This is a genomic window from Alkalilimnicola ehrlichii, from assembly GCF_003399765.1.
Classification (GTDB): domain Bacteria; phylum Pseudomonadota; class Gammaproteobacteria; order Nitrococcales; family AK92; genus AK92.
Genome location: NZ_NFZV01000001.1, coordinates 223,670 through 239,507 on the forward strand (window position 1 = coordinate 223,670; position 15,838 = coordinate 239,507).

General features: G+C 58.0%; 16 protein-coding genes. 5 read left to right on the forward strand and 11 right to left on the reverse strand.

The window, feature by feature from the left end:
* Window positions 1-33: 33 nt before the first annotated feature.
* The 8 genes from CAI21_RS01110 to CAI21_RS01145 form a co-directional block, all read right to left on the reverse strand.
* Window positions 34-882 carry a symmetrical bis(5'-nucleosyl)-tetraphosphatase gene (locus tag CAI21_RS01110; protein ID WP_116300587.1) on the reverse strand — a complete coding sequence of 283 codons (849 nt, stop codon included), beginning with the start codon at window positions 880-882 and terminating at the stop codon, window positions 34-36.
* Between the two features lie 32 nt (window positions 883-914).
* Window positions 915-1,298: a Co2+/Mg2+ efflux protein ApaG gene (gene apaG / locus CAI21_RS01115; RefSeq protein ID WP_116300588.1), complete on the reverse strand. Its 384-nt coding sequence runs from the start codon at window positions 1,296-1,298 to the stop codon at window positions 915-917.
* Between the two features lie 245 nt (window positions 1,299-1,543).
* Entirely contained in the window at window positions 1,544-2,665 is a 1,122-nt protein-coding gene (gene tal / locus CAI21_RS01120; protein WP_116300589.1) for a transaldolase, read from the reverse strand.
* Window positions 2,666-3,142: 477 nt separating this feature from the next.
* On the reverse strand, window positions 3,143-3,559 hold the full coding sequence (locus tag CAI21_RS01125; RefSeq protein ID WP_220347709.1) for a universal stress protein: 417 nt from the start codon (window positions 3,557-3,559) through the stop codon (window positions 3,143-3,145).
* A gap of 142 nt (window positions 3,560-3,701) precedes the next feature.
* The gene (gene rsmA / locus CAI21_RS01130) at window positions 3,702-4,502 is read right to left on the reverse strand and encodes a 16S rRNA (adenine(1518)-N(6)/adenine(1519)-N(6))-dimethyltransferase RsmA (RefSeq protein ID WP_116300590.1); all 801 of its coding nucleotides are present in this window, start codon (window positions 4,500-4,502) and stop codon (window positions 3,702-3,704) included.
* A gap of 10 nt (window positions 4,503-4,512) precedes the next feature.
* A complete protein-coding gene (gene pdxA, locus CAI21_RS01135) occupies window positions 4,513-5,505 on the reverse strand; it encodes a 4-hydroxythreonine-4-phosphate dehydrogenase PdxA (RefSeq protein WP_116300591.1) in 993 nt (330 codons plus the stop codon).
* A 3-nt stretch (window positions 5,506-5,508) separates the two neighbouring features.
* Window positions 5,509-6,804 carry a peptidylprolyl isomerase gene (locus tag CAI21_RS01140; RefSeq protein ID WP_116300592.1) on the reverse strand — a complete coding sequence of 432 codons (1,296 nt, stop codon included), beginning with the start codon at window positions 6,802-6,804 and terminating at the stop codon, window positions 5,509-5,511.
* An 8-nt stretch (window positions 6,805-6,812) separates the two neighbouring features.
* Window positions 6,813-9,143, reverse strand: coding sequence for an LPS-assembly protein LptD (locus CAI21_RS01145; protein ID WP_147305013.1), 2,331 nt, complete (start codon window positions 9,141-9,143; stop codon window positions 6,813-6,815).
* A 119-nt stretch (window positions 9,144-9,262) separates the two neighbouring features.
* Here CAI21_RS01145 and CAI21_RS01150 point away from each other — a divergent pair, with 119 nt between their 5' ends.
* From CAI21_RS01150 to CAI21_RS01165, 5 genes are all read left to right on the forward strand, one after another.
* The gene (locus tag CAI21_RS01150; protein WP_258867930.1) at window positions 9,263-10,312 is read left to right on the forward strand and encodes an aminoglycoside phosphotransferase family protein; all 1,050 of its coding nucleotides are present in this window, start codon (window positions 9,263-9,265) and stop codon (window positions 10,310-10,312) included.
* Window positions 10,300-10,968 carry an N-acetylmuramate alpha-1-phosphate uridylyltransferase MurU gene (gene murU, locus CAI21_RS01155; RefSeq protein ID WP_116300594.1) on the forward strand — a complete coding sequence of 223 codons (669 nt, stop codon included), beginning with the start codon at window positions 10,300-10,302 and terminating at the stop codon, window positions 10,966-10,968. Before CAI21_RS01150 ends, murU begins: the two co-directional genes overlap by 13 nt.
* Before the next feature lie 70 nt (window positions 10,969-11,038).
* Entirely contained in the window at window positions 11,039-11,227 is a 189-nt protein-coding gene (locus CAI21_RS24465; protein ID WP_258868876.1) for a hypothetical protein, read from the forward strand.
* Between the two features lie 67 nt (window positions 11,228-11,294).
* Complete coding sequence (locus CAI21_RS24470; RefSeq protein ID WP_472974021.1) at window positions 11,295-12,236, forward strand: glutamate-cysteine ligase family protein; 942 nt, start codon at window positions 11,295-11,297, stop codon at window positions 12,234-12,236.
* Window positions 12,237-12,513: 277 nt separating this feature from the next.
* Window positions 12,514-13,521, forward strand: coding sequence for a M14 family metallopeptidase (locus CAI21_RS01165; RefSeq protein WP_116300595.1), 1,008 nt, complete (start codon window positions 12,514-12,516; stop codon window positions 13,519-13,521).
* On the opposite strand, the gene lipB is transcribed toward CAI21_RS01165, so the two are convergent.
* From lipB to CAI21_RS01180, 3 genes are all read right to left on the reverse strand, one after another.
* The gene (gene lipB, locus CAI21_RS01170; protein WP_116300596.1) at window positions 13,485-14,126 is read right to left on the reverse strand and encodes a lipoyl(octanoyl) transferase LipB; all 642 of its coding nucleotides are present in this window, start codon (window positions 14,124-14,126) and stop codon (window positions 13,485-13,487) included. The genes CAI21_RS01165 and lipB overlap by 37 nt on opposite strands.
* A gap of 17 nt (window positions 14,127-14,143) precedes the next feature.
* Entirely contained in the window at window positions 14,144-14,413 is a 270-nt protein-coding gene (locus tag CAI21_RS01175) for a YbeD family protein (RefSeq protein ID WP_116300597.1), read from the reverse strand.
* 202 nt (window positions 14,414-14,615) lie between these two features.
* The gene (locus tag CAI21_RS01180; protein WP_116300598.1) at window positions 14,616-15,773 is read right to left on the reverse strand and encodes a D-alanyl-D-alanine carboxypeptidase family protein; all 1,158 of its coding nucleotides are present in this window, start codon (window positions 15,771-15,773) and stop codon (window positions 14,616-14,618) included.
* Window positions 15,774-15,838 lie beyond the last annotated feature (65 nt).

The window sequence follows — 15,838 nt, forward strand, 5'->3', positions numbered from 1 at the left end:
CAGCGAGATGCCGCGAATTTATGGGGCAGGGTATTAGTAGTGGTGAGGGTCGCTGCCGACTTTCATGGCAACCGGGCATTCGAGCGAGATGCGCTCGAAGGGGCCGTCTAGACGGGCGGCCGTCAGTTGACCGCCCCATAGGCAGCCGGTGTCAAGCGAGATAACGCCGTCTTCCTGGCGAAAGCCGAGCGTCGACCAATGGCCGAATACGATCCGATCGCCCGCCGTATGCTTGCGGCCGGGTACTTTATACCAGGGAAGGTAGCCTTTCGGACGGTCGGCGGGCGCGCCTTTGAAGTCCATGAGCAAGCGCCCGTTCGGAGCGCAGTAGCGCATACGCGTGAAGGTGTTAATGATAAAGCGTAAGCGGTCCCAGCCGTGGAGCGCGGGGTCCCATTGTGCCGGCTCGTCGCCGTATAGGTGCGCCATGAATTCGGGAAAGCGTTCTCCGCGTAACGCTTCTTCCGCCTCTGCTGCGTAGCGTCGCCCTTCTTCTAAACTCCAGTGCGGGAATAAGCCCGCATGCACCATCGCTGCTTTTAAATCAGGGTCGTGATGTAATAGCGGCCGCGTGCGAAGCCAATCCATTAGCTCGTTGGCGTCGGGAGCGTCGAGGATCTGCTGTAGGCTGTCGTTACGCTTTAGCTTGGACTGTCCGGCCGCAACCGCTAGCAGGTGAATGTCGTGATTACCGAGCACCGTTATGGCGCGGTCGCCCAAGCTGCGAGCGAGTCGTAATACCTCTAGCGAGGAGGGGCCTCGGTTGACAAGATCGCCTGTCAGCCAGAGGTGGTCTTGCGCAGGGTCGAACCGGAGCCGTTCCAACAATCGCTCCAGGGGTTCCAGGCAGCCTTGAATGTCACCTATGGCATATACGGCCACGTGTTATCCTCTGCTTGCTGTAGGTCCTCTAGCTAATGCAAGGTGCGGGGAATCGCAAGCGTAAACACCGGAATCTCGGCATCGAATAGCATGCCGTCTTCGGCCAACATCTGATACCTACCCCGCATGCTGCCGACCGGCGTTTCCAGTACCGCGCCGCTGGTGTAGCGAAAGTGCTTGCCGGGATCGAGCAGCGGCTGTTCTCCGACCACACCATCACCCTCGATTTGACGCTCCTTGCCATTGGCATCGGCAATGATCCAGTGGCGACGAAGCAGCCGTGCTGCCTGCTCGCCATGATTACGAATCGTTACGGTATAGGCGAAAACATAACGATCCTCGGACGGTACCGATTGGTCCTCTAAGTAGGTGGGCTCTACATCCACCTGAATAGCGTACTTTGTCTCGTTTTCCATGTAATCAAGTTTAGGGCGTGTTAACAAGCGTTGGCTAGGAAAAGGTGAGGCATCTTCCTAAAAGACGCCGATTGTTTTGTTCGCCTGATACTAAAGCGGAGCAGGCCGTCGCTTTGTTGGGGTGTTATTCCGGCAAGTTGGGTATCTTTTTGCCGGTGCTTATCAACGCATCTTTACGCGTAGGATAGGGAGGTGGGCCACTTGCTGCGGCCCACCATTAGGTATCTTCGATACCCGCAAGCACTTTAGGAAGCGGCTTCCCGAGTCGAAATGGCAGCACGTTTTTCTTCCAAAGCGGATAGCAAGTTCCGATAGGATTCGACAAAAGCTTCGACGCCTTGGACTTCCAACGCTTTGGTTACTGCCGCCAGATCGACGCCAGCACGGGAGAGTTGCTGCAGGGTCGTTTCTGCCGCTTCAATCCCCGCTACAAGGCGCGCTTTCGGTTCGCCGTGGTCTTTATAGGCGTCGTAAGTGGCAGGCGGGAGCGTGGTTACCGTGCGCTCGGCAATCAGCTCTTCGACGTAAAGCACATCGCTATAGGCTGGGTTTTTGGTGCCGGTGCTGGCCCACAATAGGCGCTGTACCTGTGCACCTTGTTCCCGTAGCGCTTGAAAACGATCGCCGTCGAACACGTTTAGGAAGTGTTTATAAGCAATTCGTGCGTTAGCGATAGCGGCCTTACCCGCTAACGGGGCGTGATCGCCTGCGGCCACTTGTTTATCGACAGCGCTGTCGACACGACTGACGAAGAAACTCGCTACCGAGGCAATGCCGCTGACGGGTTTCCCTGCCCGCAGGCGTTGTTCCAAGCCGCGGATATAGGCTTCGACAACTTCCCGATAGCGTTCGAGAGAGAAGAGCAAGGTGACATTGACGTGAATACCCTCGCTAATGAGGGTTTCGATCGCCGGCAGTCCTTCCACGGTCGCCGGCACTTTTATCATGACGTTAGGGCGGTCGACCCAAGCGTGAAGTTTGCGCGCTTCGCGAACGGTACCTTCGGTATCGTGCGCAAGTGTCGGCGAGACTTCGATGCTGATCATGCCGTCGCGGGCATCGGTAGCATCGTATACCGGGCGCAGGATATCGGCGCCGGCTTGAATATCGGCAACGGCGAGATGATTGAAGAGCTCCTCCGTATCCCACTCGGGGTGCTCGGCGACAGCGCTGGCAATGGCCTCATCGTAGGCTTTGCTGCCGGTGATGGCCTTCTCGAAAATGGTCGGGTTGGAGGTGACGCCGGTCAAACCGTCCTCTGCAACCATGCGTTCGAGTTCGCCAGCCTGCAACATGTCACGGTGAATGTTGTCGTACCAGACGCTTTGGTCGAGACTACCAAGTAACTTTAAAGGATTTTCGCTCATGCCGTTCTCTGCTGTTGGCGCACCATGTGGAAACGAGGCCAGTCATTGTACCTGTTTGCCGGTGCCCCTTGAAATATGTGAATTGCTGCCGATAGTAGGAAAGTAAACGTTGTCAGGGCGGGGTATTGTGCTACGCTCGTAAGACAATCCTAATGGGTAAGGGTTCCGATCCCTCGGATAACCCGGGCACTTACTGAAAAATAAAGAATAAACGGGATATAAAAGCCATGCTGGATAATCGTTCGCGTTTTCCGAAACCCGATCTTATGACGGTGTTGACGGTGGTTGCCGTATTGGGCGTCATTGTGACCGTGGTGAGTAGCTACTTCTAGTCGAGGCTATTTCGAGGTCAAAGGCACAGCACCTGATTGAGTAGGCGTTGAGAAATAGCGCTGACGGGCCGTTTGCTAGCTGCCCGTACTCGCTTGGCTTCTCTGCGCCTGCTGGTGCCTTTTGGCCAAAACTAGAGGCGGACCGCTAAGACATCGCACGGCGCGCGTGGAGGATGGCATTGGCGGTAGAGCCGAGCAACAGGGCTAAGCCGTGGCGACCGTGGCTGCCGACGACGATAAGATCGGCGGGCAACTCTTCGGCTCGGCGCAGTATTTCATGCTTGGTGTGACCTAGGCGAACCTGACAGCGCTGCTCAGGAAGGCCGTGCCGGACGGTAAGCTCACGGAGTTTTTGCTCGGCCTGCTCGACGTATTCTTGTTCCAGATACAGCGATGGCGGCACCACCGTTTCGCTGCCTGCCTCGACCGGAATCGGTTCCACGACGTGGAAGATACTCAACTGGCAGTCATACCGCTGTTGCAGGTCCAGGGCGCGCAGGAGGACTTGCTCGCAATCTTCGTTGAGATCGATCGCCAGCAGGATATGTTGATATGCGCTCATCGCCGGGCTCCTCTGCTGGATGTCCCTCGTCCTGTCAGCGACTCTCTATGCTTTCCGCTTATGTTGGCAGAAAGCCCTATCGGATTACTGAAACTGGTTTCGATAAACCTAATAGATGGCCTTGTTTTCCAGTATAGGCAACTTAGGCGCCGGTGTCAGCGCGGACAGCAAGCGCATCGGCGAGGCGAATAAAGCCGGCGAGATCGATTTGTTCGGCGCGGGCGCCGGGATCGATAGCGGACGCTTTCAGCTGAGACTCGCTCGCTAAACCTTTAAGGGTGTTGCGTAAGGTTTTGCGGCGTTGGCTGAAAGCCTGGGTAACAACCCGTGCGAATAACGCTTCGTCGCTGACCTGCATACGTTCAATGCCGCGCCGGGGCTTTAACCTGACAAACGCAGAGTCGACTTTAGGGACGGGACGGAAGGCGCCGGGCGGAATAGTAAACAGGCTGTCTACCTGACAATAGTATTGAACGATTACCGAAAGACGGCCGTAGGCCTTGGTATGTGGCGCTGCGGCGAGTCGATCTACCACTTCTTTCTGTAACGTGAAGTGCATGTCTTCGATCGCGTCGATATCTTCAAGAAGATGAAAGATCAACGGAGTGGAGATGTTATAGGGCAGATTGCCGACGACGCGAAGCCGTTGGTCTCCCGCTCGCAGTTTGGAGAACGAGAAGGTCAGAGCGTCGCCTTCGTGAATGAGCAGCTCGCCCGCGCCGGCGCAATGCGCACGCAGTTTTGCGGGTAAATCCCGGTCTAGCTCTACGGCTTGAAGGCGTCCGCAGCGTTCCAGCAAGGGGCGCGTTAGAGCGCCCAGCCCGGGGCCGATTTCTACGATGTTATCCTCAGCGCGCGGCGCGATGGTTTCAACCATTCGGTTGATGATGCCGGGATTGTTAAGGAAGTTCTGGCCAAAGCGTTTGCGTGCGCGGTGCTTCATTGGATAGTGCTTATGCTTTATGACAGGTATGCGCCAAGTCGGTCGCCGCGACGATAGCGGCTTCCAGGCTGCCGGAATCGATCTTGCCGGTACCGGAGATGAGGGCTGTTCCATGGTCGACGGAAGTGCGAATGATGGGCAAGCCCAGGGTAATGTTCACCGCATGGCCGAATCCGACATGTTTGAGGACCGGGAGCCCTTGGTCGTGATACATCGCTAGCACAGCGTCGGCATCCTGCAAATGCTGTGGCGTAAAAAGCGTATCCGCCGGTAAGGGGCCTTGGAAATCCAATCCTTCGGTTCGAAGCCGCGCCAGGCAAGGCTCGATCACGTCGAGCTCTTCCCGGCCAAGGTGGCCGCCTTCGCCGGCATGGGGGTTCAGGCCGCAAACGAGCACGCGTGGTTGAGCCAGTCCGAACTTTTGCTGTAAATCGCGCTGTAAAATACGACACACCTGGGTCAGGCGTTGGTCGGTGATGGCGGCACTGACATCTTTTAGCGGCAGGTGCGTGGTGACCAGGGCAACACGCAGCCGATCCGCGGCCAGCATCATGACCGGTAGCGGTGCCTGGGTAAGCTCGGCAAAGTATTCGGTATGCCCGGTGAACGCGGTGCCGGCGTCGTTTATGACGCCTTTATGGACGGGGGCGGTAACCACAGCATCGAACACCCCTTGCAGGCAGCCTTGGCCGCCCTCGCGCAAAGTTTGCAGAACATAGCTCGCGTTTGCAGGGTCGAGCCGACCGGCTGCAACGGGCGTGTGCAACGGCGTGTGGAGAACTTGCAATTGCCCTGCCGCTTGCCGTTGCCGAGGCGCCGAGGCATCGAAGGTGCGTAACGTAAGCGGAAGTCCAAGCTGTGCCGCCCGTGCGGCCAGCAACGCTTTATCGGCGATAACCACCAGCTCTGCATGATGCGCCTGTTGCGCGATCATGGCACAAAGGTCCGGTCCGATGCCGGCCGGCTCGCCGGCCGTAATCGCAATCCGCGGCAGTTGCAGCATGAGCTAGTCCAGCCGAATTTCGACGTAAGCCTCGTCCCGCATCTGGCGCAACCAGTTCTCGGTTGCCTCCTCCATCTTACGCGCTCGCAACTGTTCGGCTGCTTGGGCGCGTCGAATGTCTTCGCTCACGTCTTGTTCGCGGCGATCCAGCACTTCCACAATGTGCCAGCCAAAGGGCGTGCGGAAAGGTTCGCTCAGCTCGCCCGGTGCTAATGAGTTCATGACGTTCTCGAATTCGGGCACCATAGTGCCGGGGTCGGCCCAGCCTAAGTCGCCGCCGCGTGCGGCGCTGCCGGGGTCGTCGGAGTGGGAGCGAGCCAGTTCGGCAAAATTGGCACCACCCTCAATGCGGCGATGTAGGCTTTCGATACGTGCTTGGGCATCGTCGTCCCCGACCAGTTCGGTCGTACGAATGAGAATATGCCGGGCGCGGGTTTGCGTCACCATCTCCGCGTCTCCGGTACGCCGTTGTTGGAGTTTGACGATGTGGAATCCGCCGGCATTCTCGATGATGTCGCTCACTTCGCCGGTTTCCATGGCGGGTACGACAGCGGCGAATAAGGTGGGCAGCTCGCCTTCGCTGCGCCAGCCCAGATCACCGCCTTCTAGCGCGGTTCGGCTGTCGGAGTGACTCGCCGCCATTGCGGCGAAGTCGGCGCCTTCGCGTAGTTCGGCCAGGACTTGCTCTGCTTCGGCGCGCGCTTCTCGGATCTGCTCGGCCGATGCCGCCTCAGGAGTGGCGATCAGGATGTGGCTGACCAGATACTCGGTCGAGTCGTCGCGGGCGGCTCGCGTTTCCAAATACTCGTCGATTTCCTGCGGAGTGATTTGTATTTGCCGTTCCAGCTGGGCTTGCCGGAGGCGGGTGACGGCGATTTCGTCGCGTACGGCCTCGCGGAATTGCGCATAGCTAATGCCGTCTTGTTCGAGGACATCGCGAAACTGCGACAAGGTCATGTTGTTTTGTTGAGCAATACGGCGTACGGCTGAGTTGAGCGTGGCTTCGTCAACTTGTATGCCCATGCGCTCGGCCACCGATAGCTGTAAGCGTTGGATAATAAGCCGCTCCAGCACTTGCTCTCGCAAGACCTGTATGGGCGGTAGTCGTGCGCCTTGCGCTTGCAGCTGAGCGGCGATTTGCTGCATCTCTTGCTCCAATTCGGAGGCGAGTACAACATCGTCGTTGACGACCGCAACGATGCGGTCCAGGGTTTCTCCGGCGCTGACGGCAGTGCCGATGCAGGCCAATAGTAGACCGGCGGTCCATTGCGTTAAGCGGCGGCGCAGAGAGATGCTCATGTTGGTGTCTACCTTCTCGGACGATAGCCCGTGACAGCGTCAATCATAAAATCTTGTACCGAGCGTCCGACATCGGCAAGCCCGGTGAATTCTAGTTGGAACATGACCTCACGTTCCGGTTCCCGGTCCAGGTCGCGCACATATTCGCGCGCCAATAGGCGGAACGACCAGCAGCAGTTGTCGAATTCAAAGCCCGCGAACTGTTCTAGGGTTTCGTTATCGAGCAGCGAGTAGCGCCAACCGCCAATCGCGTGCCAGCGTGCCCCTATAGGCCAGACAAACGAAAGGTCGGTTTGTTCCAGCTCGCGTGAGCCGCTGTCGCGTTCGGTGCGCGAACGATACCCTAGATTGATCACTGCGTCAGGCTGCGGGCGATACTGCAAGCGTAAACCGCTGCGCCGGGTTCGGTTATCGTAAGGGTCCCATCGATAATCCGCAAAGACATTGAAACCGCCGGGCAGTTGGCTGCGAAGTTCTGCCATGATGTCAGAGCTATTGCGCGTGGGATCTTCCAGGGCGTCGTTAATGGTGACTTCGCGGTCTTCCAAGTAAAAGATCTGGCCGACTGACGCGCTGAGGTGTTCCCGTCCGCTTTGGCGGTCGACGACGCGGCTGGTCAACGCCGCCGAGACTTGGTTGGCATCGCCTTGGCGGTCGGGGCCGGTAAAACGATTGGTGCGGAAGAGCTGACCAAGTGTCAGTTCGCTGTCGCGGGTATCGAAACGCGGCTGGTCGCTTTGATCGTATTCGGGAACGTACAGATAGAACAGTCGTGGCTCCAGCGTTTGCATTAAAGCGCGATTGCCTAAGGCGAAATCGCGCTCCAGAAATATCCCTGCCTCGACACTGAAGATCGGTATCGTGCTGCTGGGGTTCTCCGCCGCGCTGTTGTCCGGGCGATCCAGCCAGTACTCGGTGTGGCTAACCGCAAAACTGGGCGTAATAAAATACGCCAGCCCGTCCCAAGTTCGGCTTAAGGTCGGCACGACATGGGCGCGAACGCCGGTATCGCGGGCGCTGGGGTTGGCGTGATCGAAGTAGGTCAGCTCGGATTCCAGACGGTAGTCGAGTCCGGCGGCGATAGGGGCGGGATTATAGTCGACCCTGACTCGCGGCAGTATGCGGTAGGGGGAGCTGACTTCCTGGTCAAGCGTTTGCCACGTTTGCGCTTGGGCGCTGACCCGTAAGTCCAGCGTCTGATAACTGGCTATTGCCAGAGAGGGAAGGTGCGAGACGCTGCTGCTGGCAATGCCGCTGCCGAAATCCCGCAGGTAGTCCTCGTCGCTGACGCGGTTTAAGTCGAGCTCCCACTGAATAGCCCTCTCTTCGGGGCTCTCCATACGGAGGCTGGCCAGCCAGCGGTCGTCGCCGTAGAGGTCGTCGTCCGGTAAATACTGTAAATCGGTTTCTGCCGCGAACTGTCGGGTCAGTAAACGCCATTCGGTATCCAGCATCAGGCCGCGACGGGTGACGATACGCGGTGCGAGCACGGCGTCGTAGTTCGGTGCCATGTTCCAATAGTAGGGGATGCGTAGATCAAAGCCCGAACGCGAGCTTTGCCGGTAACTAGGCGCTAACAAACCGGAGCGGCGCCGGTCGTCGATCGGGAAGCTGATATAAGGCGTATAGAACAACGGAACGCCCATGAATTGGAGCCATGCGTGGCGAGCGCTGCCCATGCCCTCCTCGCGATCGGTACGCAACTCGCTGCCGCGCAACCACCAGTCGGTACGATCGGGTGGGCAGGTTGTGAACCTGACGTCCCGATAGCGACTACGTTGGCTGTCCTCGATAATAATCTCGTCAGCGTCGCCGTGGGTGTAACTATGTTCGAACTGAAACCGTGCGGTGGAAAGCGCGCCGCGGGTGACATCGAAATACAGATGCCCTTCCTCGGCCCATAGGGTCAACCCATCCTCGTAATAACGCAAGTTGCCGCTCGCATCCGCCCGGCTGGTCTCTTGGTTGAAGACGATGCGATCGGCTTGCAGTTGTTGGTCGGCCTGTTGCAGCAGGACATTCCCGGCGAACCGGTAGCTTTGCGTCGCGCCGAAATAGTCGACCCGGTCGGCATCGATAGTCACAGGCGTTGCGGGATCTTCGCGAGCGGCAAGATTCGCCGGGTCCGGTTGCGTACTAATAGGGCCGCCGCACAACGCAGGATCGAATGGCAGATCATTGTTTTCGGCATGCGCGAGCACCGGCGCTACGCCGGCGAGCATAGCGCTAAGTAGAGCGATGCGCGTTAAAGAAGATTTTCGATACACCGGCGATTTACCCGTGTCTGCAGCGGCCGATACCATCTCACAGAAGATGAAGTGCATCAATTGGGCAGACACATTTTACTTCCTTACGCTTTTCGCTAAACGGGAGGTCCGGTAAACGACATGGTTCATGTCGGTAGTTTAAGCCGCTCGTTTATACTGCAGGGCAATGGGTCTTTTTTGAGAGGCAACTCGTGACAGAGGATGTAGTAACCAGCCAACGGCTACCGGCAGCGGTCGACGACGAGCGCTTGCAGATCATGCAGCGTTGGCTAGTGGAAGAATGTGGGTACGCGATCGATACATTGCGTCCGGTATCCGGCGATGCCAGCTTTCGGCGCTACTTCCGCGCCAGCCGTGGTAGCGCCAGTTGGGTCGTTATGGACGCGCCGCCGAGTCACGAGCGCTGCGACGAGTTTGTCCGTATTGCCGATTGCTTACGGTCGATGGGTTTGGCCGCACCGGAGGTGTTGGAAGCGGATCTGGCGCGCGGCTTTTTGTTGTTATCCGATCAGGGAGATCGCCAATATCTCGATGCGCTGGGTGCCGAGCCGGCGGACGATCTCTATCGGGAGGCGCTCGCGGCCTTGGCGCGTCTACAAACCCAAGGCGAGGCGTTAGCCACAACGCTCCCTATTTATGACGAGTCGATGTTGCTGCGGGAAATGCGCTTATTCCCGGATTGGTTGTTGACCCGGCACTTGGGTCTTGAGCTTAGTTCGGCTACCACGCGAATGCTCGAAACCAGTTTTGCCCACTTGGTCGAAGTCGCTCTCAGTCAGCCGCAAGTGGTAGTGCACCGGGATTACCACTCGCGGAACTTGATGATTTTGCCGGATGGCGGTCCGGGGGTATTGGATTTTCAGGATGCCGTGCGCGGCCCCATCACCTACGATTTGGTGTCGTTACTGCGCGATGCCTACATAGATTGGCCCCTTGAGCGGGTTGAGGCCTGGGCCGTGGGTTATCTCGACCGGGAGGGGATTCGCGATTTGGTCGGTACGGTCGATCGCGAACAATGGCTGTATTGGTTTGACCTGATGGGCTTGCAGCGGCACCTCAAGGTCAGTGGTATTTTTGCCCGTCTTTGGCACCGAGACGGAAAAGCTCGCTATTTGCCGGATATTCCGCGAGTGCTTGCTTACCTAGTTCAGGTGAGCGAGCGTTATCCGCAGTTTGCAGGATTGCATCGATTGCTTGTCGAACAGGTGCAGCCGGCTATGGAGGCGATATGCGAGCCATGATTTTAGCCGCTGGGCGCGGCGAGCGGATGCGCCCTCTGACCGATCGAATGCCGAAACCGCTGCTACCGGTTGCCGGACGGCCGCTGATCGTGCATCACATCGAGGCGCTCAAAGCGGCCGGGATTCGCGACATCGTGATCAATACTGCTTGGCTGGGCGAACGGATTACGGAGGCGCTCGGCGATGGCGCGGCGTTTGGCGTTCGCCTTGCGTATTCCGACGAAGGCTCGCAGGCGTTAGAAACCGGCGGAGGCATTTTTAAGGCGCTTCCGTTGTTAGGGGACGAACCGTTTATTGTGGTAAACGGCGATGTGTGGACCGATTTCTCTTTTGAGTCCTTGCCGGAAGTGCCGACTGGAGTGGCTCATCTTGTATTGGTCGATAATCCGTCGCACCACCCTGAAGGCGATTTTCGTTTGCAGGCGGGGCGTGTCGTTGAGGATCAGGGAGAGCGGTTCACGTTCAGCGGGATTGGTGTGTATCGCCCGCAACTGTTTGCCGATTGCCGGCCGGGCGCTTTTCGGTTGGCGCCGTTGTTGCGTGCGGCTATTGCGCGCGGCGACGTGACGGGCGAACATCATGGCGGCCATTGGATAGATGTTGGCACGCCGGCGCGACTTGCCGCCTTAGATCGGATGCTGCAAAAGACGGTCTGAGGTCATGGCCGTGCCCGATAAACAGGCGCAATCAGGTGCGCCGTTGAGCCGGATATGTAAAGAGCCGCAGATGGGAATCGAAATTGACTCGACTTCGTTCAGCAAAGAAGACTTTCGCGCTTTTGCCGCGCGTTTGAAAGAAGAAACCGAGCTGTTCAAAACTTGGTGGAAACAGGGCGGCTTAGCGGCCGAACCGCCGCGGTTCGGCTTTGAGCTGGAAGCCTGGTTAATCGATCAGGCAGGTAATCCGGCGCGTTAACGATGCCTTGCTCGGTCGACAGCAGGACCCTCTGTTGGCGCCGGAGCTGGCACAGTACAACCTTGAGTTGAATAGTCTGCCTCTACCTGCAAAGGGAGCCTCGTTCTCTGCCATGGAAGCGCAACTTAGCGCACTATGGCAGCGGACGAACGCGGCGGCCGAGGCTTCCTCTGCTCGCCTTGGGATGGTGGGAATACTCCCCACACTAAAGCCCGAGCATTTGTGTCTGGAAAGGATGTCGAACTTGCAGCGGTACCGTGCGCTGAATGAGCAGGTGCTGTTGTTGCGCAATCGACGGCCGTTAGATTTGGATATCGAGGGCGAGGAAGTCCTGCGGTTGACACAAGGCGATGTGATGTTGGAGGCGGCGGCAACATCCTTGCAATTACACCTTCAAGTCTCGCCCGCGACTGCGCAGCCTTTATTCAATGCGTCCGTGCTGGCTTCGGCGATCACCGTCGCGGTAGCCGCCAACTCGCCATTTCTGTTCGGTCGACAATTGTGGGAAGAGACTCGGATTCCTTTGTTCGAACAGGCCGTGGCGGTGATGCCGTTGCATGGAGGGCATGCCGGTCCGTACGCCAGGGTGAGTTTCGGCAGTGGCTACGGGCGCGACTGTTTGTACGGTTTCTTCGTCGAGAACCGCCAGCATTTCCCGGTGCTGTTGCCGGTTGTGTTGGACGAGCCGGTAGAGCGCGTCCCGCATCTACGTTTGCACAACGGCACGATTTGGCGTTGGAATCGCCCGGTGATCGGTTTCAATGAGGATGGCCGGCCGCATTTGCGAGTTGAGCATCGAGTGATGGCCGCGGGGCCTTCCGTGCCCGACTCGGTGGCCAACGCCGCCTTTTATTATGGCCTCGTTTTCGGCTTGGCAAAAAGCGAAGAAGGGGCCGATGCCCGCTTGCCGTTTGCGATTGCCGAACGCAATTTTTACGAAGCGGCGCGCGCGGCCTGGCGGCCGATATCGATTGGTTCGGCGGTAGTCGCGCTAATCTGCGGCAACTGATATTAAGTAGTTTACTTCCCCTGGCGCAAAGCGGGCTGGAGACTGTCGGCGTAGACAGCACCGATATCAATCGCTACTTAAGTATTATCGAACGACGCGTTGAAAGCGAGCTGACCGGGGCTGCCTGGCAGCGTGCCTTTGCCGAACGCTACGGGCGCGACTTTTCGGCCATGGTCCAAGCGTACTTGAAGCGGCAGGAGTCGGATATTCCGGTGCACGAATGGCCGCTGTGAAGTAGAGAGCAAGATGACACGGTTAACGGGACGTTGGTGCGGGCATGCTGCAAATCTATGAAGCCTTGCCTGCCGGATTTGTAGACGCTGCTCCGACAGCCTTGGCAGCGTTGTTGGGTGGCCCAAGCTTAATCCACCTGCCCGGGCGGCGTACGCCGGCGCTCTTCGTATCGGTATTGCTGCATGGTAACGAAACGACTGGTGTTGAGGCCGTGCAAGCCGTCCTGCGCCACTACCGAGGTCGCGACCTACCGCGCGCGCTGTCCTTGTTTGTCGGCAATGTGACGGCCGCTCGGGAGGGGTTGCGGCGGCTGGACGGACAGCCGGATTACAACCGCATCTGGCCCGGCGGCGAGCACGTCGACTCTCCCGAGGCTCGGATGGCGGCGGATGTGGTGGATATTATGCGGCGACGAGGTGTGTTCGCGAGTATCGATATTCACAATAATACGGGCTTAAATCCGCACTACGGCTGCATTAATCGGTTAGACGGTCAGTATCTGCATCTGGCGTCCTTGTTTTCGCATACGGTTGTGTACTTTACGCGTCCGCGCGGTGTGCAATCGATGGCGTTTGCCGAGTTGTGCCCGGCGGTAACCGTCGAGTGCGGCCAGGCTGGGAGCGCGTTTGCCGCAGAGCATGCGCAGGAATTTATCGAAGCGGGGCTCCATTTGGCCGAAATACCGGCTCATCCTTCGATGCCGGTGGGCGTTTTCCATACGGTGGCTACGCTCAAAATTGCTCCGGACGTCTCGTTCGGTTTTGGGCGTTGCGGCGCCGAGTTGGAATTGCTGGAAGATCTGGAACAGCTCAATTTCCACGAACTGCCGGTTGGTACCGCTTTGGGGAGAATCGGCAACCATGCGGGGGTGGCCATTGTCGCGGAGGACAATAGCGGTCGGGATGCCACACGGCGTTTCTTATCGGTGGATAACCACGAGATACAGCTGCGTCGTCATGCAATGCCGGCGATGCTGACTCGGGATGAGCGAGTTATCCGCCAGGATTGTTTGGGTTATCTGATGGAGCGGTTGGAGTTGCCGGCAAGCTGAGCGTTCAGATGAACTAGCAAGCGCTTGCTCAGCTCGCCCATACCGATATCCACGCCTAAGTTTTTCAGTTGCGTTACCTCCAGCCCCGGATAGCCGCAGGGGTTAATCCGCTGAAAAGGTTCCACATCCATGTCGACATTGAGACTCAGCCCGTGATAACTACAACCTCGGCGTACGCGTAGGCCGAGAGAGGCAATCTTTTTTTCGTCGACGTAGACGCCGGGCGCTTCAGGCTTCGCCGCCGCCGCAATATCAAACTCGGCTAACAAGTCGACGACGCTTTGCTCCAAAAGACTGACCAAGCGACGGACGCCGAAATCGCGCCGTTTTAGATTGATCAGTACATAAGCAATCAATTGCCCAGGCCCGTGATACGTAACCTGCCCGCCGCGATCGCAAGCTACAACTGGAATCTCGCCCGGTGCAAGCAAGTGTTCGCGTTTGCCCGCCAAGCCCAAGGTATACACCGAGGGGTGCTCGACGAACCAGATTTCGTCGGCAGTGTCTGGGGTCCGCCGGTCGGTAAAGTCTTGCATGTCTCGCCATACGGGTTCGTAGTCCCGTAACCCGAGCTGGCGAATCGTAAGCGGATGTACGGCTGTCATAGTACTTGGGGCTGGGGCTACAGCGTCATGACAATTGCATCGTGATCGTTTAGCGCAAGATAAATGGTATCGAGCTGCTCCCGGCTGGTGGCCGTAATGGTGACGGTAACCGATACGTACTTGCCGTTCCGACTCGGTGTAACTTGAATGTCCTCGTCGCTAACATCCGCAGCGTGTTCGCGAACCAGTGCTGCGACGGTCGGACGTATGTCGTTGTTGGCAAGTCCCATGGCCTTGATCGGAAAGCGGCAGGGAAAATCAAACAGCGTATCGTCGTCGGCAGTCATCGTCTTCTCCAGGGGCGGCGGTCAGCGTTTCCTGGCCATTGTAACATCGACGTAAGAAGAGGGTGCGCAAACACCCGCTTCCAGAATTTTGCAATGATAAGCGGGCGAACAAGCCCAAAGAAATGGCGCGCGTCGCTTAAGCGACGCGCGCGGAGCGGTTCGCGAGCCGAAAGTAGCCGGGAAAGCCTTTTCGGGCAGTCTGTTAGTGGAACAACAAACGAACGTCGTCCATCATCCGGCGCCAAAAACCACCTTCGTCCACCGAATCTAAAGCGAACAGCGGTTCTTCCCGAACGATCTCGTCGCCCAGGCGGATAACCACGTGGCCGAGCGGGCTGCCGGCCGTTACCGGGGCCACAATCTGGCTGTCCACGCTCATGCTGGCGCGCAGGTTGTCGTACTGGCGACGCGGAATCGTGACGTAGAGATCTTGGTTCAGGCCCAGCGGTAGGCCATCCGCCGCGCCGCGCCAGACGCGGGTTTCGGTCAGTGCGTTGTTGGCTTCGTAGAGGCGGTGGGTTTCGAAGAACCGGAACCCATAGTTCAATAGCGCATGGCTTTGATCGGCACGCGCGCGTTCGCTCGAAGCACCCATCACGACCGAGACTAAACGCATGTTATCGCGCATAGCCGATGTTGCAAGGCAATAGCCTGCGGCTGAGGTGTGGCCCGTTTTCATGCCGTCGACGGAGTCGTCGCGCCATAGCAGTTGGTTACGGTTGCGCTGCGAGATACCGTTCCAGGTGAATTGCCGCTCCGAGTACCAAGCGTAATATTCCGGGAAATCCCGAATAGCTGCTTTGGCGAGAATCGCGACATCCCGTGCCGTGGTGTAGTGGTCCTCGTGCGGAAGCCCGGTCGCATTGCGGTAGTTGGTGTTATCCATGCCCAGGCGCGCGGCATACTGGTTCATCACCTGGGCGAAGGTGTCTTCGTTGCCGGCAATGTGCTCCGCTAGGGCGATGCTGGCATCGTTGCCGGATTGAATAATCAGCCCTTTCAGCAGGTTTTCTACCGATACCTGGGTGCCGACTTCGACGAACATCCGAGAGCCCGGGGCGCGCCAGGCGCGTTCGCTAATCGTGACTCTCTCGTCCAGGGTAATGTTGCCGGATTTAAGTTCGTTGAAAACGACATAGGCGGTCATGATCTTTGTCAGGCTTGCCGGATCCACGCGCTCGTCGGCGTTATGGGTGACAAGTTCTCGACCGCTATGGAAGTCCAGCAAAATGTAACTATTAGCCGAAAGACTGGGAGGGGCCGGCAAGGGGATAGAGGCTTGTACTGCCCCGGCCACCAGATACAGGCCTACCAACACTAGCGAAGCGATAAAGCGACTGGATTTAGTCCACGTAGCCATGAGCCGTCAATCTTCCTTATTACCTTGTCGGTCGCCAATACTGCCGGCGACCACAAAACGTTATT